This is a genomic window from Sphingomonas humi (genome assembly GCF_039536725.1).
Classification (GTDB): domain Bacteria; phylum Pseudomonadota; class Alphaproteobacteria; order Sphingomonadales; family Sphingomonadaceae; genus Sphingomicrobium; species Sphingomicrobium humi.
Map to the genome: position 1 here is coordinate 743,431 of NZ_BAAAZD010000001.1, position 18,275 is coordinate 761,705.

An 18,275-nucleotide genomic window follows, 5' to 3' on the forward strand; every position below is an offset into this window, starting at 1 on the left:
GTCAAGGAACCTCCCGCTTGCGTTTTCACCTGCTCGGCCTCGCGCCGGTTGCCGCCGTCCTGATCGCCGCCGCGCCCGCCGCGGCCCCGACCGCCAAGCTCTACCAGGCCCCGCAGGCGCAGGCCGACCGGGTCCGCGCCACGGTCGAGTTTCTGGCCGACGACCTGCTCGAAGGGCGCGCGACCGGCAAGCGTGGGCATGAGGTTGCTGCGGTCTATGTCGCCAGCCGCTTCCGCGCGCTCGGGCTGCAGCCTGCCGGTGACAATGGCACCTGGTTCCAGCGCGTGCCCTTCCGCCGCGCGACCAGCGACGGGACCCAGAGCTTCAGCCTGACCCGCGGCGGCAAGGCCGAGACGCTGGTGGCGGGCGAGGACATCGCTGTCCGCCCGAGCCTGACCGAAAAGGAGCGCGACCTCAGCGCCGGGCTGGTGTTCGTCGGCCAGGGCATTCGCGATCCCAAGCTGAAGATCGATGATTATGCGGGCCTCGACGTTCGAGGAAAGATCGTCGTCGTGACCGGCGGGGTGCCGGCCGGGCTTCCGAGCGACATCGCCTCGCACCTCTCGTCGCGCAAGGTGACGATGGCGGCCGCAGCGGGCGCGATCGGCGTGCTTGAGATCGCCGGCGGAAGGCCGATGCCGCGCCCGGTGACCGACTGGATCGACGCCAGGGGCAATGCGGGCAGCACGCCTGCGGCCATCCGCGTGCGCGGATCGATCTCGCGCACCGGGGCCGAAAAGCTGTTCGCCGGTGCGCCGCAAAATCTGACGGCGATCATGGCGGCCAACATGAGCAGGCAGCCGGTCCGCGGCTTTGCCCTCAACGGCACCCTTAACGTCAAGGCGAACTCGGCCTGGTCCGATTTCACCAGCCCCGAGGTGATCGGCAAGCTGGAGGGCAGCGACCCCAAGCTGCGGTCCGAGCATGTCGTGCTGATGGGCCACCTCGACCATCTCGGGCTGAAGGCCGATGCCAAGCCGGGCGAGGACAATGTCTACAATGGCGCGCTCGACAATGCGGCCGGCGTCGCCACCGTGCTGGAAGTGGCCGACCGGTTCGTCGCCTCGGGCGCGAAGCCAAAGCGCTCGCTTCTGTTCATCGCCAATACCGCCGAGGAGATGGGCCTGCTCGGCGCGTCCTACTGGGCCGAGCATCCGACCGTCCCGGTGCAGAGCATCACCGCCGGCATCGACCTCGACATGCCGCTGCCCCTGTACGACTTCACCGACGTGACCGCCTTCGGGGCCGAGCATACCACCATCGGTGACACTGTCGCCAAGGTCGGCCGCACGATGGGGATCAGCGTCGGGCCCGACCCGATGCCCGAGCAGGGGATCTTCACCCGCTCCGACCATTATCCGCTGGTGCTGCGCGGGATCCCGGCGACCTTGATGTTCACCGGCCACGCCAATGGCGGCAAGCCCAAGTGGGACATGTTTTTCGACAAGAACTACCACCAGCTCAGCGACGACCTGAACCAGGCGATCAATTGGGGTGCGCTGGCCCGCTACGGCGAGCTCAACTACCGGATCGCGCGCGAGCTCGGCGATGCGCCGCAGCGGGCAGCGTGGAAGCCGAACGACTATTTCGCGCCGGTCAGGTGAGGAACGGGCAGGAACCGTCGGGGACCGGCTGGCGGGACTTGCTCCTGATCGGACTGCTGTGGTGCATCATCTGGGCGATCCTCTACATGGCGCTCGAGTGGGCGGCGCGGCAGTGGGGCCGCGACTGGCTGAACCAACGCTACAAGCGGACCAGCATGGCGGCGGTGATCGCGGTCGCGGGTGCCGCCTTGATCGGGTCGTGGATCGCCGATGCACTCGGGTTCAAGCCAAACAGGCGGCCCGAGAAACTTGACTCAAAGCCGCCCCTCCCATAGGGGCGCTGGCCGAAGCCTTGCGGGGCGTCAGCTGACAACCAGAACATTAGAAAGACGGGTCGACCCGCCATGAAGATTCGCAATTCGCTCAAGAGCCTCAAGGATCGCCACCGGGATTGCCGCGTGATCCGCCGTCGTGGCCGGACCTACGTCATCAACAAGACGAACCGCCGCTTCAAGGCGCGCCAGGGCTAAGCTGAACCGGCCCGAAACGGGCTGGATCGCTTTACCGCTGAAACAGTGCGGCCCGTCGTCAGTGGCGGTTCATCTCACGCGCACTATATCCGCTTCCAGTTAGGGAGCCGATTCGATGAGCATGTTTTTCCGCACCACCATTGCCACTGCGCTCGTCGCGGGCGGGCTTGGTCTCGCGGCCTTGCCTGCGTCGGCGCAACCGGGCGGCCAGGGCTGCGTCTCGCCGCCGGGTATGAACTACATGATCTGCAACGGCCAGCGTGTGCCCAAGCCCGGCAACCGCGTCGCCACCACCGACGGTGGCTGGCGCGAGGAAAGCAAGCAGGGCAATTGCATCGTCGTGCGCGAAAAGACCGCCACGGGCGAGTTCAAGGAAAGCCGCCGCTGCGACTGAGCCAGAACGGCTAGGACGTCTTGGCGATCCCCCGTGCGGCGCGGCCGCTCGGATCCTCGGCAATCTTGCATTCCGGTAGCTTGAACTTGGCATTGTCGCTGCAGGGGCGGACCTGCGCGCTGCCATCGGCGCCGACGAAAATGCCCCAGCTGCGCTTGTCGTCGCAATCGGCCGCCCACATCGACAGCTTCTTATATTCGGTCACGTAGCCCGAGCGGACCACCCGCTTGCACTTGAGACCGCTGGCGAGGATCGCGCGCTTCAGGGCGATGTCGCGGTTCATGTCGCTCAGCTGGTGGAGCGCGTTCTGCTCGTCGCTGCGGACGGCGATGTCGGGCTGGTTGGTCGCCGCCTGCTGGCTTCCCGTATCGCCGCAGCCGGCGAGGATCAGGGCTGGCAGGAGGGCGATGGCTGGCAGGCGCATGGGTTCAATTCTCCTCGTCATGGGCGATGGTGACGACCGCTGCCGCAGCCTTGGCTGCCGCAACCGCATCGTCGACATTCGCCGCCCGCGCCAAGGCGACGCCCATGCGCCGGCCCGCGAGGGTCTCCGGCTTGCCGAACAGACGAAGGTCGACCGGGGTTTCCGCCGTTCCTAACGCGAGGGCTTCGGCGGCACCGTCGAAGCGGAAGCGGCGGCTGGGACGGTCGGCGAGGATCACCGCCGAGGCGCTCGGCCCGCGCGGGAGGATGGGGCCGAGCGGGAGGCCGAGGATGGCGCGCAGGTGAAGCTCGAACTCGTTGGGGTCCTGGCTGGTGAGCGTCACCATGCCGGTATCGTGCGGTCGCGGGCTGAGCTCGGAGAAGATGGCGCGGTCTGCGGCAATGAAGAATTCGACCCCGAACAGTCCTCGCCCGCCGAGCGCACGGACGATGGTGGCGGCCTGGCGCTGCGCGTCCTCGAGCACGGCCGGGGGAAGAGCGGCGGGCTGCCAGCTTTCGCGATAATCGCCTGCTTCCTGGCGGTGACCGATGGGGGCGCAGAAGTGGATGCCGTCGGCGGCGGCAATGGTGAGGAGGGTGATCTCGCTGTCGAAGCGGATGAATTCCTCGACGATCACGCGGGGGCGGTCGCCGCGCATCTTCTCGATCGCATAGGCAAAGGCGGCGCGCACGTCGTCCGGGGTGCCCGCGGTGCTCTGGCCCTTGCCGGAGGAGGACATGACCGGCTTAATCACGCAGGGCAGGCCGACCGCCTCGGCCGCGTCGAGGGCTTCCTGCTCGGTTTCGGCGAAACGGTAGCGGCTCGTGGTGAGGCCAAGCTCCTCGGCGGCGAAGCGGCGGATGCCGTCGCGGTTCATGGTCAGCTGCGCGGCCCTGGCCGAGGGGACCACGTGCCAGCCCTCCCCCTCCAGCGCGGAAAGGGTCGCGGTGTCGATCGCCTCGATCTCGGGCACGATGAAATCGGGACGATGCTTCTCGACCGCGGCGCGCAGGGCGGCACCGTCGAGCATGGAGAAGACTTCGGCATCGTCGGCGACCTGCATGGCGGGGGCGCGTGCGTAGCGGTCGCAGGCGACGACCTCACAGCCGAGGCGCTTGGCGGCGATCGCGAATTCGCGCCCGAGTTCGCCCGACCCCAGCAGCATGAGCTTGGCAAGGAACATGGGAAAGGTGCCTACCCCAAGCGCGCGGGACGCGATAGGCTGGCCACATGAGCATCCTCCTCGCCCTCGCTGCCGCCCAGGCCGCCGCTGCCGCCGCCAAGCCGCTCACCCCGTCGGAGATCGTCGCCAAGGCGCCGGCCGCGGCATGGCGGGAAGTCGCGCCGGACGACCTGATGGTGATCGACTATCAGGGTGGCGGGCGAACCATCGTCGAGCTCGCGCCGGCCTTTGCGCCGGTCCATGTCGCCAACATCCGCGCGCTGGCCGGGTCGGGCTACTGGAACGGGGCGAGCATCTACCGGGTGCAGGATAATTACGTCACGCAATGGGGCGTCAACGAGGGTGGGCCGCCGGTGCCCGCCGCCGTCGTGAAGAAGCCGCCGGCCGAATATGACCGGCCGTTGAAGGGTCTGGCCCCGCGGCCGCTCGGCTATCCCGACGCTTATGCGCGCGGGGTAGGACATGCGATGGGCTGGCCGGTGGCGTGGAACCCGGCGACGTCGCGGGCGAACCTGACGCACTGCTATGGGATGGTGGGCGTCGGACGGGACATGGCGCCGGACACGGGCATGGGCGGCGAGCTATACACCGTGATCGGCCATGCGCCGCGCCACCTCGACCGCAACATCGCACTGGTCGGCCGGGTGGTCGAGGGGATGGAGCAGATGTCGGCCCTGCCGCGGGGGACCGAGGCGCTCGGTATCTACAAGACAGGAACGGTGGCGCGGATGATTGCTTCGGTGCGGCTTGCCTCGGCGATGCCGGCGGCGGAGCGCCCGCGGTTCCAGGTGATGGAGACGGGCAGCGCGACTTTCGCGGCCTACGTGAAGGCGCGGGCCAATCGGCGGGACGCTTTCTTCAACGTGCCGTCGGGCGGGGTCGATCTATGCAATGCGCCGGTGCCCGTCAGGCGGACACCGGCGCTTTCCTCTTCCTCGCGTTAGTCGTCCCCGTTCGACAGGCGAGCGATTACTACCGCAGCCCTTCGTGACGCCGAGGGGACGTCTCGTTACGCCGCCCAGGCGTGTCCTTGATTGCGGTTGCGGTGCTGGATGACCGCCGGTCCGTTGTGATGCCGGGTGCTCGCTTCGGCGAGCGGGAGGGCGGTGGCGCAGAAAGCGCATTCGGCCGACATGCGACCGATCAGCCAGTGCGTCCGGCCGCAGCCCGGGCAGTGATTGACTTCATGTTCACGATAGACCGCGTGATAGCCACGACCCTTGGGATCGTGCTTCAGGCCCAGCTCTCCGAGGGTCGGGAAATTGGTCATGATCAAGCAGTCCTTTCAGCCCGGCACAACGGCGCTGCCGCGGTTTCGGTTCCCCGGATGCGATCACCTGTGCCGCGTTCAGACGGCGCGTAGAGCGGCTGCCGGACGGGCCCTCAGGGCAGGCCAAGCTGCTGCCAAGGCTGTCAGAATCGCGACGACCATGCCCGCCAGCGGAAGCGCGATGAGGCTTGGCCAATCGGGCTTGAAGGGCAGTTCGAACAGGCGGGTGACGACGCCCCAGGCGGCTGCCGTGCCGGTCAGGAAGGCAAGGGTGACGATGCCCCCCGACATGGCCGCAAATTCGATCCCCTGCGCGGTCAGCACCTGCCCACGGGTGGCACCGACGAGCTTCAGCAGGACGCTCTCGCGGGTGCGGGTGCGGCGGGTGGCGGCGACCGCGCCGGCCAGCACGGTAATGCCGATCACGATCGCAACCAAGGTCGCTAGGCGGATCGCGTTGTCGAGGCCTTCGAGGATGGTGTTGACCTGCGTGACGACATCGCTGACGCGGATGGTGCTGACCATCGGCAGGTCGGCCGCCAGCGCGCGTTCGAAGCCGAGGGTCGAAGCGCCCTTGGTCGGCGAGACGGTCGCCATCAGCGTGTAGGGCGCCTGTTCAAGCGTTCCGGGCGCGAAGATGATTGCGAAATTGAAGCCCAGGCTGCGCCAGTCGATCGAGCGGAAGCTGGCGATGCGCGCCTTGATCGGGGAACCGAGCACGGCGACCGTGATGGTATCGCCGACCTTGAGCTTCAGGGCACGGGCGGCCTCGATATCGAGGCTGACCAGCGGCGGGCCCGAATAGTTGGCGGGCCACCAGCGCCCTTCGACCACCTGATTGCCCTCGGGCAGGTCGCGGGCAAAGGTCAGGCCGCGGTCACCGCGAAGGATCCAGGCGCCTTCGGGGATCGCCTTGAGCGCGGAGACGGGCTGGCCGTTCAGCGCGGTGACCGGTCCGCGCAACGAGGGAACGAGGCGAAGGTCGGCACCGGGAAGCTGGGTCGCGGCAAGGCTTCGGAAGCGGGCTTCCTCGGCGGCCGGGATGTCGAGCATGAACAGTGCCGGTGCCTTGGCCGGGATGTTGCCACTAAGCTCCGCCCGAACGCTGCCGCCGATCCCGGCAAGCGCAACCAGCAGGGCAAGCCCGAGCCCGAGCGCGACGCTGAGGCGGACGGTGGCGGCGCCGGGGCGGTGGAGCGCGGCAAGCCCGAGGCGGGTGATGGGTCCGCCGCGGGCGCCGAAACGGCGCGCGGCGAGGGCGAGAAGCTTGCCGGCGCCGGCGAACAGGAAGGCAAGGGCGATGCCGCCGGCAATGGTCACGGCGGTCACCAGCGCGCTGCCCGAGGTCAGGATGGCGAGCGCCGCGACCGCTGCCGCCGCAAGCAGCGGGACGATCAGGTCCCGGCGGTCGGTGCGGGCATCATCGACATCGCCTCGCAGCACCGCGGCGGGGCGGGCGCGAACGGCCTTGGCAAGCGGAACCCAGGCGGCGGCCAGTGTCACGAGCAGCCCGAACAGGGCGGACCGGGCAAGCGCGGCCCATTGCGGCATGGGGTCGGGCGCGACGGGGAGGACGTCGGCCGCGGCCTGTCCGACGATCGCCGGGACGGTGGCGCCGGCGAGGGTGCCAAGCAGGATGGCGACGAGGGCAAGGATGGTGACGCTGGTGCCGAGCATCAGCGCCAGGTCACGGGTACGGGCGCCGTGGACCTTGAGGATGGCGATGGTGGCGCGGCGCGAGGCGGCAAAGGCCCCGGCGGCCGACGCGATCCCGATGCTTCCGATGCCGAGCGCGCCAAGCGCGATCAGCAGCAGCATCTGCCCGGTGCGTTCGGTGAAGCGGCGGATGCCGGCGGCGGCCTCGCCCTTGTCGGTGACCCGCCAGCCACCTTCCGGAAAGCGTTGCTGGAAGGCCTTGCCGAGCGCCTGGGGCGAGGCCCCTGCGGGAAGGGCGAGCCGGTAGCTGCTGGTGTAAAGGCTGCCGGGCTGGACGAGGCGCGTGGCATCGAGCCCGGGGCGACTGACCAGCACCGGCGGGGCGAGCGCGAAGCCCGACGGCGCAGGCAGCTTGTCGATGATGCCGCTGACCCGGAAGTCGGCATATCCGATCCGGATCGGCGCTCCGATGCCGAGCGAATATCTTTCGGCAAGCTCGCGCCCGATGGCGGCGTCGGTGGGCGAGGCGGGAAGCCGGCCGGACACGAGCGTGATCTTGCCCGCGGCGGGCCAGCCCTGGTCGATGCCCGACAGGTCGACCAGCGCGGTCTGCGCGCCGATCTGCGCGGTGCTGCGCAGGGTGACGCTTTCGCGGACGGTGCCGAGGCGGGCGATGGCGGCGCGCTCCTCGGGCGTCGCGGAGCGCTGGGCGACGCTGAGCGCAAGGTCGCCGCCAAGAAGTTCGCGGGCCTGGCCGTCGATGGTGGACGCGATCGCACTCGACAGGCTGGTGACGGCGGCAAGCCCGGCCACCGCGATGGCGAGGCAGGCGAGCAGCAGCCACAAGCCGCCAATGCCCTGCGCAAGGTCGCGGCGGCCAAGCTTCAGCCCTGCGCTCATCGGGCGAGCCGTCCGTCGGCGATGCGCAGGACCCGGCCGGCGCGTTCCGCAACAGCCGGGTCGTGGGTGATGACGAGCAGGCCGGCGCCGGCGGCTTCGACTCGGTCGAACAGGAGGTCGATGATCTTCGCGCCGGTTGTCGCATCGAGGTTGCCGGTGGGTTCGTCCGCCAGCAGGAGCTTCGGCGCCGGGGCGGTCGCCCGGGCGATGGCGACGCGCTGCTGCTCGCCGCCTGACAGCTGGGTCGGATAATGGTTCCCGCGCGCGGCAAGGCCGACCGCGGCAAGCTCGGCCGAGGCACGTTCGCGGGGATTGGCGGCGCCCGATAGCTCCATCGGCACCATCACGTTCTGGAGCGCCGTCATCGTCGGCAAGAGGTGAAAGGCCTGCAGCACCACGCCGATCGCGCGGCCGCGCAGGCGGGCAAGCTCATCCTCACCAAGCGCGCCCATGTCCTCACCCAGCACGCGGGCGGTGCCGGAGGTCGCGCGTTCGAGGCCGGCGATGACGGCCATCAGCGAGCTCTTGCCCGAACCCGAGGCGCCGAGCACCGCCACGGTTTCGCCGGGCTGCACCTCGAGGCTGATGCCGCGGAGGATCTCGGTACGGGCAGCGCCGGTGCCGAGGGTGAGCTGGACGTCGCTGAGCTGGATCAAGGGCTGGGTCATCGCGGCGGAGCTAGGAAGCTTGAAGGGGGGCGGCAATGGCCTAGATGGTCACCCATGTTGCGCTGGCTGCTCTTTCCCGCCCTGTTCGCCGCCGTTCCGGCGAGCGCCCAAGCCCCTTTGTCGAAAAGCGAAGGGCCGCTGATCCTCGCCTTCGGAGACAGTCTGACCGCTGGCTACGGGCTTGGCCGGGGCCTCGGCTTCGCGCCGCAGCTGCAGGATGCGCTGCGCCGGCACGGGGTTGCGGCGCGGGTCCATGATGCCGGAGTGTCGGGAGATACGACCGCTGGCGGACGCGCGCGGTTGAGCTGGACCCTGCAGCGGCTGGGCGCGAAGCCCGACCTGGCGATCGTCGAACTTGGCGCGAACGACATGCTGCGCGGGGTGGATCCCATGGTCACCGAAGCCAATCTCGACGCGATCCTCGCCGAACTCGACAAGCAGGGGATCCCGGTGCTGGTGGCGGGGATGCTGGCGGCGCCCAACCTCGGGCCCGACTATCGCAAGCGCTATGAGGCGATCTTCCCGGCGCTAGCGCGTAAATATGGGGCCGACCTCTATCCCTTCATGCTGCAGGGCGTGGTCGGCAACCGCGCGCTTCTCCTCGGCGACGGAGTCCATCCCAATTTCGAGGGGATCAAGCGGATGGTGACCGGAATCCTGCCGACCGTGCAGCGGGCGCTGGCCCGGAAGAAGTAGTTCAGGCGCCGATCTGGGCGAGGGCTACCTCGCTCAACGGTTCGGCGAATTGCGCGCCGAGCTTTCCGGCGGCGGTCCAGCGGACGATGGCGCTGGCGCGTTCGCGACCCGGAAGGATCAGCCAGACGCGCGCGCCGACCTCATGCTCGGTGGTGGTTTCGGCCATGAAGCCCTCGGACGAGATGTTGAGGACACGCGCTTCGGTGCCGGTGGTCCCCATCTCGCGGACATGCGCCTCGAGGTCGACGTCGGCGCGCGGGGTCCCGCGGCGCTCATGGCCGGCAGGGTCCTTCGCAATACGAGCGTCGATCGGCAAGTCACTCAACTCCTGGAAGCGTCGGCGCGGGCACAGCGCGGCCAACGAGCGGGCGGCTATGGCGCATCCGCACGCGAAACGCCAGACCGGGCTAAGCCGTGGGGGTTATTGGACAAAGATTGTTTCCACCGGGGCAAATGTTGCGCCTTGGACACTGGAGGTAGGCGTTCATCTTCGGTATCAAGGGAGGTGGGCAAAGAGCCCTCCGACTATTGAACAAGGGTAAAGCGACCATGCGCGGGCGAGCGGCGATTTCGGTGATGCTGGCGGTGAGCGCCGGGACGGCCTGGGCACAGACCCGTCCGGTCGCGACGGCGCCGGTGCGCGCGCCCGGCACTGCGGTGCAGGGACAGGCCGGCATGGTCGATCCGCTGGCACCCAAGGCCGCGCCGACGACGGCGGCTCCGATGACGACGACGCAGCCGGGCAGCGTCCCGCCGGCCGGGACCGACCAGCTCGCGCCAGGCGCGGTGCCGGCGCCGGTGGTGGTCGAGCTTCCGCCGGCGGTGTGGCAGGCAGCGCCCGCGGCCGAACTGCTCGCTTATGTGAAAGCGGTCGGCAAAGAAGGGCTTGACCCGCGCGATTACAGCCCGGCGCTGCTGGAGACCGCGCTCAAGTCGGGCGATCCGGCGGCGATCTCGGCCGCGGCGAACACCGTCTGGCCGCTGATCGTTCGCGACCTCGCGCTCGGCCATGTGCGCGGCGCAGCGCGGGTCCAGTGGTTCGTTCGCGATCCCGACCTGCCCGAGGGCCGCACCCGCGAACTCCTCGATGCGGCGCTGGCCGGCCGGGGCGTCGCCGCGACGCTCGACGGGCTGCTGCCCAACCACCCGCAATATGGGTCGCTGCGCAACGCGCTGCTGGTCAATGCCAAGGACCCGGCGACCATCGCCAAGGTCCGGCTGAACATGGACCGCTGGCGCTGGCTGCCGCGCGATCTTGGCAACCGCTACATCATCGTCAACGTGCCGGGTGAGCATGCGACCCTGGTCGAGAACAGCGCCACCCGCTGGAAGCGCCGCGCGATCGCCGGGGCGACCAAGACCCCGACCCCGCAGCTGGCGGTGCAGGCGACCGGCGTCATCCTCAACCCGTGGTGGGAAGTCCCGCCGAGCCTGTCGGCCGAAGTCGCGCGCAAGGGCGGCTATGTCGCGGTCAAGGGCAAGGACGGGAAGGTCCAGCGCTGGCGCCAGCCGCCGGGGCCGTCCAACGCGCTCGGCAAGATCAAGTTCGTGATGTACAATCCGCAGAACATCTATCTGCACGACACCAACAATCGCGGCCTGTTCGATGCGCGCTCGCGCTTCCTCAGCCACGGCTGCATCCGCACCGAGCATATCCTCGATCTCGCGGCCGAGCTCTTGAGCGACGACGGGGGCGAATGGGATCGCACCAAGATCGATGAGGCGCTTGCCGCCAACAAGACGGTGTCGGCCAATTTCGTGAAGCCGGTGCCGGTCTACATCGTCTATTTCTCGATCGCCGCGCTGAACGACGGGTCGATCGTCAAATATACGGACCTCTACGGCCGCGACGCGCCGGTGATGGCCGCGCTCAACGATCGCGATGGTACTGCCAAGCCGGCGGTGAAGGCCGCGACGCGCTGACAAAGAAAGGGCCGCGGCGCCAATCGCCGCGGCCCTTTTCTTTCAACGACCCTCGTTGAGGTCAGGCAAGCTTGTCGGCGTAGATCATGCGGCCCTCGCCAAGCGCGCGCATCACCTGGAAGTGGCTGTCGCGGCCGAAGGCAAAGCAGCCTTCCGAACGGCCAAGCTTGCCGTGGACGCCGATCATCTCGGGCTCGGCATACCAGGCCTGGTGGACGACGATGGCCCGGCCGAGCGCATTGTTGTTGCTCCAATCGAGGCCATTGACCCGCATCGAGAGGCCGTACTTGCCCTCGTAATAGCCGTCGGTGACATAGGCGCCGCTCGAGGTGGCATTGCTCCCGAAGTCGTTCGAGAAATGCTCGAGGTAACCGGTGTGCGCGACGTCCGAGCCGCGGCCGTGCGCGACATAGTGGCTGGTCACCTGCCCGGTCGCGAGTTCCACCACGTGGAAGCGCGATTCGCGGCTCGGTGCCGAGAAGTCGGCGATGCCGATGCGGTCGGTATGGCGCAGCGACGGGCGGTGACGCTCCAGCGCCGCCTTGGCCCGTGCGAAGAGTTCGGCGTTTACCCCGATCGGGGCGGCCGGAACCACGGGCTGCACCACCGGAAGGACGGGGGTCACCGGGACCAGCGGTTCGGTCGCGAACGGCTTGGTGCCCGTCAAAAGGCCCGGGATATCAGCGGCCAACGCGGCGCCGGAAAGCAGCGCAGCGCCGCCACCGATACCAAGATGACGAAGAATATCACGGCGATTGATGGTCACCCAAACCCCTCCTGCTGATGCCGGGAACGAGAAAAGGCTATACACGGCAACAGGTTAACGGGCGCTAACCAAGTCACGGACCCGACGCAGAAAGCCCTCGCTTCGTCGCAGGAGGCCGCCGTGGGTTGTCGAATCAGGGAACCACTGATAGGGGCCGCAACTTCCGGACGATCCACGTGATCGCGCGGATACCGCTTGTCGCCTGCGGACTTGGCCCTGAGGGTCGGTGCAGTGCGATGCCTAGCCGCCCCTCGACAGGGGCGACGTGGGCGCAACCTATAGACTGGAGTGACGGACTTTTTATGCAAATCATCGTTCGCGACAATAACGTCGACCAGGCGCTGCGCGCGCTCAAGAAGAAGCTGCAGCGTGAGGGCGTCTATCGCGAGATGAAGCTCCGCCGTCACTACGAGAAGCCGTCGGAAAAGCGTGCGCGTGAGCGCGCCGCCGCCATCCGCCGCGCTCGCAAGCTCGAGCGTAAGCGCGCCGAGCGCGAGGGTGCGCGTTAAGGCGTCGCTTCGACGCTTTTTCTTGACCCATAGCGAGGCCGCCCCTTACCGGGCGGCCTTTCCTTTTGTGCTTGAGCCGTAGCAGGATGATCATCCGATGAGCGCCACCCAGGTTCCAATCCAGCCCGTCGCCCGCGCCACCCGGCTGCGGCTCGCCTTCGGGCTGATCATGCTGATCATCGCCGGCGCTGCCCTCGCCTTTGCCGGGGCCGGCCAGATGGGCCCCGAGGTCAAGCCGAGCGGGCTCCAGATCCGTACTATCGCGGCGGGCGAAGGCGACCTCATCGGGCCGCAGGACGGGGTGATCATCGACTATGTCGGGACGCTTCCGGACGGGACCAAGTTCGACGAGGCGCAGGACGCGCCGCTGCTGGTCGGGCAGGTCGTGCCGGGCTTTGCCGAAGCGCTTCAGAACATGCGTCCGAACGGCCGCTACAAGGTCCGCATCCCGGGCGAGCTGGCCTATGGCGCGACCCCGCCGCCGGGTTCGCCGATCCCGCCCAACAGCCCGCTCGATTTCGAGATTACGGTGAAGCGGGTGGTGAAGAATGCGGCGCAGCAGGTCCCGCAGGGGGCCCAGGCCCTTCCGCCGGGCGCGGAAGTTCCGCCGCCGTCCGCAGCGCCGGGTCAGTAAGCCCGGCGCCGGACCGGCGCTCGGCGAGCTTTTCAAGGGTGACCTTGATCGTCGCCATGATCGGGTCGGCGAGCAGCAGGCCGAGGAAGCCGAACAGCGCGCCGAACACCAGCTGCGCGGCAAGTACGATGGCGGGCGCGAGGTCGACCGTCTTGCGGGCGATGTAGGGCAGGATCAGATAGCCGTCGATGTTCTGGACGGCGAAGTAGGTGAAGATCGCCCACAGCCCCTGGTCGGTCCCGGCCGAAAATCCGACCGCCACCATCAGGATGCCCGACACGATCGCCCCGATGTTGGGGATGAAGGCGAGGATGCCGGTCAGCAGGCCGAGCAGCGCCGCCATCGGTACGCCGCCCACCCACAACACGGCGAAAGTGAAGATCCCTTCGACCACCATTCCGACCAGCCGGCCGAACAGCAGCCGGCGCAGGGTAAAGCCGACCGTGGCGAGGATGTCGTAATAATCGGCGCGGTGGCGCAGCGGCAGCATCCATGCGACGCCGCGGTCGTAGACCTTGGGTTCGACCGCGAAGAAGATGCCGATGATCAGGATCAGGAAGGCGCTGGTCAGCGCGCCGATCGCCGAGCCGACGAAGCTGGTGACCCGGCCGAGCGATCCGAGCAGCTGCTGCACCGCGGTGTCCGAGCTTCCTTCGGCGACCATCCCGTGGTCGGCGGCCCATGCGTAGAGGCGCATCGCCTGTGCTTCGACCGTCAGGCGGAGCGCTTCGAACTGGGCGGCGAAGGTGGTGCCGGCGTAATAGAGCACCCACCCGAGGAAGCCGAAGCCGATGAGGGTGATGATGGCGAGGCGAAGGCCGCGCGGAAGCGGGAGGTAGCGGCCGAGCAACCGAGTGCCGCCATCGAGCAGCACCGCGAACACCAGCCCGCCGACGATCAGCAGCAGCGGCTGCGAGAGCAGGATGACGGCCGCGACCAGCAGCAGCGAGCCGATCCAGATCCACGCCCTTTGAAGCTCGCGGCGGACCGCGGGATCGTAGAATTCGGCAGGACCCGGCTGTTCGACGTGACCCTCGTCGCTGCCCCCTGCCATGCCGCTCAGACCCCCGAACGAAGGCTCGTGCCGGCGCGGCCGCCGCGCAGGGAGGTCAGCCAGCTGACCGGGTTCCACCAGCTGGCGGAGCCGTCGAGGCTGAAGGTGATGAATTCGGCGCGGCCGCCGATATTCTCCCACGGAACGGGTCCGCCAAGGCCGTTCTCGACCGGGCCGAGCGCAAAGCGGCTGTCGGCGCTGCGGTCACGGTTGTCGCCCATCAGGAAGACATGTTCGGCCGGGACCTTTACCGGACCATAATCGTCGCCGACGCTCTGCCCGAGTTCGACCGTGTCGTAGGTCGCGCCGTTGGGGAGGGTTTCGCGGACGATCGGGAGGGAGCAGGCGAAGCTGCCGTCGGGCCGCTGGACGAGATGGCCGGCGAACTGTTCGACCCCGCACGGCGCATTGCCGTCGACCGGGACCATGCGATCGGGCAGGCGCTGCTGGCGGACGGGCACGCCGTTCAGGATCAGCCGCCCGCCGCGCACTTCGACCGTGTCGCCGGGAAGCCCGATCACGCGCTTGATATAGTCTTCGTTGAGGCCGGGGGGCGTGACGATGACGATGTCGCCCTGCTTGGGAAGGCTGCCGAACAGGCGGCCCTTCTGTTCAGGCCAGAGGTGGAAGCTCGGCGAAACCCACGACCAGCCATAGGCATATTTGCTGACTACCAGCCGGTCGCCCTTGAGGAGGGCGGGCATCATCGATTCCGACGGGATGTAGAAGGGCTTGGCGATGAAGCTGTGGAAGAACAGCACCGCGAGCAACACCCAGAAGATGCCCTTGATCTCCCGCCAGAGGGCCGAATCCTTCTTGGCCGGCGTCGCTTCGGGCACCGACGGATCGGGCGCCTTGGCTTCGCTGAGGACGGTGTCGGTCAAGGCTTCAACTCCGGTTCGGAACGGCTTCGAGGATGACGAAGGCCTGCGCCCACGGGTGGTCGTCGGTCATCGTCAGATGCACACGCATGGCGTGGCCCGCAGGGGTGAGCGCGTCAAGCCGCTCGGCCGCGCCGCCCGTCAGCTGCAGAGTGGGCGCGCCGCTTGGCAGATTGGCGACCCCGATGTCCTTCATGAAGACGCCGCGCTTGAACCCGGTGCCGACCGCCTTGGAGAAGGCCTCCTTGGCGGCGAAACGCTTGGCCAGCGTGCCGGCGGCGGTGAACGGGCGGCGCGCGGCCTTGGCACGTTCCTTGTCGGTGAAGACGCGGTTGAGGAAGCGGTCGCCGAAGCGGTCGAGCGACGCCTGGATCCGCTCGATGTTGCAAAGGTCGGAGCCGAGGCCGACGATCAACGCGAGCTGTCCATGAGGTCGCGCATCCGGCGGATGCTGGCTTCGAGGCCGACGAAGATCGCCTCGCCGATCAGGAAATGGCCGATGTTGAGCTCGGCGACCTGCGGGATGGCGGCGATGGGGACGACATTGGCGAAGGTCAGACCATGACCCGCGTGGGGCTCGATGCCGTTCTTGGCGGCAAGGGCGGCGGCATCGGCGAGGCGCTTCAGTTCGGCTTCGCGGCCATCTTCGGGAAGGTGGGCGTAGCGGCCGGTATGGAGCTCAATCACCGGGGCGCCGAGCCGCATGGCGGCCTCGATCTGATTGGGCTCGGGCTCGATGAAGAGCGAGACGCGGATGCCGGCGGCGCCGAGTTCCTGGCAGAAACGGGCGAGCTTCGCCTGCTGGCCATGCGCGTCGAGCCCGCCCTCGGTGGTGCGCTCCTCGCGCTTTTCGGGGACGATGCAGGCGGCGTGGGGCCGGGTGGCGAGCGCGATCCGGAGCATTTCCTCGGTCGCGGCCATTTCGAGATTGAGCGGGAGCGCGATCTCGTTCTTCAAGCGGACGAGGTCGTCGTCGCGGATGTGGCGGCGGTCTTCGCGGAGGTGGGCGGTGATGCCCTGTGCTCCCGCGGCCTCGGCAGCGTGGGCGGCGCGCACGGGGTCGGGAAAGTCACCGCCGCGCGCGTTGCGGATGGTGGCAACGTGGTCGATGTTGACGCCGAGGCGGAGCGGGATCGTCATCGGGCGAGGTCACCAAGGTGACGCGGTGGGCACCCCTGATTGTGACCCTGCCGGGAGGGGAAGGGGGTCACAGCGAAGTTGACACCCTGTGACCTCGGCGCATGCGCGGCGTTCGGTTCCAGGCTGCTCATCGCCACCGACATGGCATCTGATATCCTATTGTTCAATCAGGCCGCCGCGCGGCTGCCGGGCTTGATCGCGGGAATGGCGGCCAGTTCGGGCGGCAGGGCGTCGGCCTCGTAGGTCGGAACGTCGAGCCGGATCAGCGGGGTGAAGGGGACGCCAAGGTCGGCAGTGCCGTTCGAACGGTCGACCAGCGAGGCCGCCGCGATCACGTCGCCGCCGGCCTCGCCGATCGCAGCAATCGCTTCGCGGCTGGACAGTCCGGTCGTGACGACATCCTCGACCAGCAGGACGCGGGTGCCGGGGTCGAGGCGGAAGCCGCGGCGCAGTTCAAAGGTGCCGGCCGGGCGCTCGACGAACATGGCGGGGAGGCGCAGTGCGCGGCCCATTTCATGGCCGATAATCACCCCACCCATCGCCGGGGACACAACGGCCTGGAGCCGGGCGCGGAGGGCCGGGTCGATCCTGGCGGCAAGCGCGGTCGCCAGCCGTTCGGCCCGTGCCGGGTCCATCAGCACCCGCGCGCATTGCAGATAACGGGGGGAGCGCAGGCCCGAGGACAGGATGAAATGGCCCTCGAGCAGCGCTTCGGCCGCGCGAAACTCGTCCAATATCTCCTGCTCGGTCATAGCGTTCGCCCCTTTTGTCATGGCCTTTGGGCGGGCTTTCCGGCGGCCCGCTGCTGAGCGCATATACAAGTCCTTGAGAAGGCGGGAGCCCCTGCCTATAAGGCCGCCACTTTCGAGGCGGCCCGGTCGGTGGCTGCCGTGACTTGAACCTGTCACTGGGGTCGTGATGACGTTGAAAACTGGGCTGATCGCACTTGCTGCCATCGGGATGCTGCCGATGGTGGCGCAAGCACAAACGCCTGCGAATCCGGCCCCGCAAGAACAGGCCGCGGCGCCGGCGGGTGCCGCTGCGACCGCTGCGACTCCGGCCGGTCCGAGTGCCGCCGCGGTCAATCCGAGCGCGACTCCGGCCGACGCGGCCGCGGTCGCCCCGGGCGCTGCCGCGACCCCGACCTTCGAACATGCGCCCGCCGTCAAGGGCGTCGGCATGCCGGACGGCCGGATGGGCCTGCAGGAGCAGTATACCCCGGTCGGCCGTGAAGCCGCCGCCTTCCACAACAACTGGCTGCTGGCGCTGTGCGCGGCGATCAGCCTGTTCGTGCTGGCACTGCTGGTGTGGACGATGATCCGCTATCGCCGCAGCGCCAACCCGACGCCGAGCCGGACCAGCCACAACACTTTCGTCGAAGTGGTGTGGACGCTGGTCCCGGTGCTGGTGCTGGTCGCCATCGCGGTGCCTTCGATCCGCCTGATCCGCCACCAGTACAGCCCGCCGCCGGCGGACCTGACGGTGAAGGTGATCGGCAACCAGTGGTACTGGAGCTACCAGTATCCGGACAATGGCGGGTTCGAGATCGTCTCGAACATGCTGAAGGAAAAGAACGAAGTCGCCGCCGGCGCCCGCTTCCGCACCGACGCCGACGGTCCGCGCCTGCTGGCGGTGGACGAGCGGCTGGTGATCCCGGCGGGCAAAGTGGTGAAGTTCATCGTCACCTCGAACGACGTGATCCACAGCTTCGCCATGCCGGCCTTCTGGACCAAGACCGACGCCAACCCGGGCATCCTCAACGAGACCTGGGTCAAGGTCGACAAGCCGGGTGTCTATTTCGGCCAGTGCTCCGAACTGTGCGGCGCGCGCCACGGCTTCATGCCGGTGGTGATCGAGGTCGTCGCACCCGAGCGCTTCGCCCAGTGGGTCGCGAGCAAGGGCGGAACGATGCCGGGCGCAACCCCGGCGGCCGTCCCCGACAGCACCGCGGCGACGCAGGTCAGCCCGGCAGCGGTGACCCCGGCCCCGGCCCCGGCCGCGGGCGCTGCCGCTCCGGCCCCGGCGGCCGGCGCTGCTCCGGCTGCTCCCGGCACCACCCAACCGAACGTCGCCAACCGCGCGACCACCGGCACCAATTAAGAA

Annotated in this window: 22 protein-coding genes; 10 read left to right on the plus strand and 12 right to left on the minus strand. The window is 68.6% G+C overall.

The features are described from left to right. Positions 1-17: 17 nt before the first annotated feature. The 4 genes from ABD729_RS03645 to ABD729_RS03660 all read left to right on the plus strand — a co-directional run bounded on the left by ABD729_RS03645 (position 18) and on the right by ABD729_RS03660 (position 2,468). A complete protein-coding gene (locus ABD729_RS03645) occupies positions 18-1,604 on the plus strand; it encodes a M20/M25/M40 family metallo-hydrolase (RefSeq protein WP_344708793.1) in 1,587 nt (528 codons plus the stop codon). Next, entirely contained in the window at positions 1,601-1,879 is a 279-nt protein-coding gene (locus ABD729_RS03650; RefSeq protein WP_344708794.1) for a hypothetical protein, read from the plus strand. The genes ABD729_RS03645 and ABD729_RS03650 overlap by 4 nt, the downstream gene beginning before the upstream one ends. Positions 1,880-1,948: 69 nt before the next feature. Further along, positions 1,949-2,074, plus strand: coding sequence for a type B 50S ribosomal protein L36 (gene ykgO, locus ABD729_RS03655; protein ID WP_029941846.1), 126 nt, complete (start codon positions 1,949-1,951; stop codon positions 2,072-2,074). Between the two features lie 115 nt (positions 2,075-2,189). Next, entirely contained in the window at positions 2,190-2,468 is a 279-nt protein-coding gene (locus tag ABD729_RS03660) for a hypothetical protein (protein ID WP_344708795.1), read from the plus strand. A gap of 10 nt (positions 2,469-2,478) precedes the next feature. On the opposite strand, the gene ABD729_RS03665 is transcribed toward ABD729_RS03660, so the two are convergent. Both ABD729_RS03665 and purT read right to left on the minus strand, forming a co-directional pair. Then, positions 2,479-2,892: a hypothetical protein gene (locus ABD729_RS03665; RefSeq protein WP_344708796.1), complete on the minus strand. Its 414-nt coding sequence runs from the start codon at positions 2,890-2,892 to the stop codon at positions 2,479-2,481. Between the two features lie 4 nt (positions 2,893-2,896). Beyond that, a complete protein-coding gene (purT, locus tag ABD729_RS03670; protein ID WP_344708797.1) occupies positions 2,897-4,075 on the minus strand; it encodes a formate-dependent phosphoribosylglycinamide formyltransferase in 1,179 nt (392 codons plus the stop codon). 47 nt (positions 4,076-4,122) lie between these two features. Between purT and ABD729_RS03675 the strand changes: the two genes are divergently transcribed. After that, positions 4,123-5,019 (plus strand): peptidylprolyl isomerase, encoded by an 897-nt coding sequence (locus ABD729_RS03675; protein ID WP_344708798.1) that lies wholly within the window; start codon positions 4,123-4,125, stop codon positions 5,017-5,019. Positions 5,020-5,084: 65 nt separating this feature from the next. Here the strand turns inward: ABD729_RS03675 and ABD729_RS03680 are convergent, their stop codons facing one another. The 3 genes from ABD729_RS03680 to ABD729_RS03690 form a co-directional block, all read right to left on the minus strand. Beyond that, the gene (locus tag ABD729_RS03680) at positions 5,085-5,345 is read right to left on the minus strand and encodes a hypothetical protein (protein WP_344708799.1); all 261 of its coding nucleotides are present in this window, start codon (positions 5,343-5,345) and stop codon (positions 5,085-5,087) included. 78 nt (positions 5,346-5,423) lie between these two features. Next, positions 5,424-7,901, minus strand: coding sequence for an ABC transporter permease (locus ABD729_RS03685; protein ID WP_344708800.1), 2,478 nt, complete (start codon positions 7,899-7,901; stop codon positions 5,424-5,426). Further along, positions 7,898-8,569 carry an ABC transporter ATP-binding protein gene (locus tag ABD729_RS03690; protein WP_344708801.1) on the minus strand — a complete coding sequence of 224 codons (672 nt, stop codon included), beginning with the start codon at positions 8,567-8,569 and terminating at the stop codon, positions 7,898-7,900. The genes ABD729_RS03685 and ABD729_RS03690 overlap by 4 nt, the downstream gene beginning before the upstream one ends. Positions 8,570-8,623: 54 nt before the next feature. Here ABD729_RS03690 and ABD729_RS03695 point away from each other — a divergent pair, with 54 nt between their 5' ends. Further along, entirely contained in the window at positions 8,624-9,265 is a 642-nt protein-coding gene (locus tag ABD729_RS03695; protein WP_344708802.1) for an arylesterase, read from the plus strand. 1 nt (position 9,266) lies between these two features. Here ABD729_RS03695 and ABD729_RS03700 read toward each other — a convergent pair whose 3' ends face one another. After that, positions 9,267-9,581, minus strand: a complete 315-nt coding sequence (locus ABD729_RS03700; protein ID WP_344708803.1) for a PilZ domain-containing protein — start codon at positions 9,579-9,581, stop codon at positions 9,267-9,269. Between the two features lie 212 nt (positions 9,582-9,793). On the opposite strand from ABD729_RS03700, the gene ABD729_RS03705 reads away from it, so the two are divergent. Then, positions 9,794-11,188 (plus strand): L,D-transpeptidase family protein, encoded by a 1,395-nt coding sequence (locus tag ABD729_RS03705; protein WP_344708804.1) that lies wholly within the window; start codon positions 9,794-9,796, stop codon positions 11,186-11,188. A gap of 61 nt (positions 11,189-11,249) precedes the next feature. On the opposite strand, the gene ABD729_RS03710 is transcribed toward ABD729_RS03705, so the two are convergent. Next, a complete protein-coding gene (locus tag ABD729_RS03710; RefSeq protein ID WP_344708805.1) occupies positions 11,250-11,954 on the minus strand; it encodes a murein L,D-transpeptidase catalytic domain family protein in 705 nt (234 codons plus the stop codon). Between the two features lie 302 nt (positions 11,955-12,256). On the opposite strand from ABD729_RS03710, the gene rpsU reads away from it, so the two are divergent. Next, the gene (gene rpsU / locus ABD729_RS03715) at positions 12,257-12,463 is read left to right on the plus strand and encodes a 30S ribosomal protein S21 (protein WP_029941857.1); all 207 of its coding nucleotides are present in this window, start codon (positions 12,257-12,259) and stop codon (positions 12,461-12,463) included. Positions 12,464-12,560: 97 nt separating this feature from the next. Then, a complete protein-coding gene (locus tag ABD729_RS03720) occupies positions 12,561-13,097 on the plus strand; it encodes an FKBP-type peptidyl-prolyl cis-trans isomerase (RefSeq protein ID WP_344708806.1) in 537 nt (178 codons plus the stop codon). On the opposite strand, the gene ABD729_RS03725 is transcribed toward ABD729_RS03720, so the two are convergent. The 5 genes from ABD729_RS03725 to pyrE form a co-directional block, all read right to left on the minus strand. Then, complete coding sequence (locus ABD729_RS03725; protein ID WP_344708807.1) at positions 12,988-14,151, minus strand: AI-2E family transporter; 1,164 nt, start codon at positions 14,149-14,151, stop codon at positions 12,988-12,990. The two genes, ABD729_RS03720 and ABD729_RS03725, sit on opposite strands and share 110 nt — an antisense overlap. A 5-nt stretch (positions 14,152-14,156) precedes the next feature. Next, on the minus strand, positions 14,157-15,035 hold the full coding sequence (gene lepB / locus ABD729_RS03730; RefSeq protein ID WP_425564834.1) for a signal peptidase I: 879 nt from the start codon (positions 15,033-15,035) through the stop codon (positions 14,157-14,159). Between the two features lie 4 nt (positions 15,036-15,039). Next, on the minus strand, positions 15,040-15,447 hold the full coding sequence (gene acpS / locus ABD729_RS03735) for a holo-ACP synthase (RefSeq protein ID WP_344708808.1): 408 nt from the start codon (positions 15,445-15,447) through the stop codon (positions 15,040-15,042). Next, positions 15,444-16,172 (minus strand): pyridoxine 5'-phosphate synthase, encoded by a 729-nt coding sequence (locus ABD729_RS03740; protein WP_344708809.1) that lies wholly within the window; start codon positions 16,170-16,172, stop codon positions 15,444-15,446. Before ABD729_RS03740 ends, acpS begins: the two co-directional genes overlap by 4 nt. Positions 16,173-16,339: 167 nt before the next feature. Further along, positions 16,340-16,924, minus strand: a complete 585-nt coding sequence (gene pyrE / locus ABD729_RS03745; protein WP_344708810.1) for an orotate phosphoribosyltransferase — start codon at positions 16,922-16,924, stop codon at positions 16,340-16,342. 166 nt (positions 16,925-17,090) lie between these two features. Here pyrE and coxB point away from each other — a divergent pair, with 166 nt between their 5' ends. Next, positions 17,091-18,272, plus strand: a complete 1,182-nt coding sequence (coxB, locus tag ABD729_RS03750) for a cytochrome c oxidase subunit II (RefSeq protein WP_344708811.1) — start codon at positions 17,091-17,093, stop codon at positions 18,270-18,272. Positions 18,273-18,275 lie beyond the last annotated feature (3 nt).

Bases quoted from the DNA above. Each gene is read 5' to 3' on its own strand.
- ykgO (WP_029941846.1), top strand. From the start codon at position 1,949: ATGAAGATTCGCAATTCGCTCAAGAGCCTCAAGGATCGCCACCGGGAT.
- ABD729_RS03660 (WP_344708795.1), top strand. From the start codon at position 2,190: ATGAGCATGTTTTTCCGCACCACCATTGCCACTGCGCTCGTCGCGGGC.
- ABD729_RS03665 (WP_344708796.1), bottom strand. From the start codon at position 2,892: ATGCGCCTGCCAGCCATCGCCCTCCTGCCAGCCCTGATCCTCGCCGGC.
- purT (WP_344708797.1), bottom strand. From the start codon at position 4,075: ATGTTCCTTGCCAAGCTCATGCTGCTGGGGTCGGGCGAACTCGGGCGC.
- ABD729_RS03675 (WP_344708798.1), top strand. From the start codon at position 4,123: ATGAGCATCCTCCTCGCCCTCGCTGCCGCCCAGGCCGCCGCTGCCGCC.
- ABD729_RS03680 (WP_344708799.1), bottom strand. From the start codon at position 5,345: ATGACCAATTTCCCGACCCTCGGAGAGCTGGGCCTGAAGCACGATCCC.
- ABD729_RS03685 (WP_344708800.1), bottom strand. From the start codon at position 7,901: ATGAGCGCAGGGCTGAAGCTTGGCCGCCGCGACCTTGCGCAGGGCATT.
- ABD729_RS03690 (WP_344708801.1), bottom strand. From the start codon at position 8,569: ATGACCCAGCCCTTGATCCAGCTCAGCGACGTCCAGCTCACCCTCGGC.
- ABD729_RS03695 (WP_344708802.1), top strand. From the start codon at position 8,624: ATGTTGCGCTGGCTGCTCTTTCCCGCCCTGTTCGCCGCCGTTCCGGCG.
- rpsU (WP_029941857.1), top strand. From the start codon at position 12,257: ATGCAAATCATCGTTCGCGACAATAACGTCGACCAGGCGCTGCGCGCG.
- ABD729_RS03720 (WP_344708806.1), top strand. From the start codon at position 12,561: ATGAGCGCCACCCAGGTTCCAATCCAGCCCGTCGCCCGCGCCACCCGG.
- ABD729_RS03725 (WP_344708807.1), bottom strand. From the start codon at position 14,151: ATGGCAGGGGGCAGCGACGAGGGTCACGTCGAACAGCCGGGTCCTGCC.
- ABD729_RS03740 (WP_344708809.1), bottom strand. From the start codon at position 16,172: ATGACGATCCCGCTCCGCCTCGGCGTCAACATCGACCACGTTGCCACC.
- pyrE (WP_344708810.1), bottom strand. From the start codon at position 16,924: ATGACCGAGCAGGAGATATTGGACGAGTTTCGCGCGGCCGAAGCGCTG.
- coxB (WP_344708811.1), top strand. From the start codon at position 17,091: ATGACGTTGAAAACTGGGCTGATCGCACTTGCTGCCATCGGGATGCTG.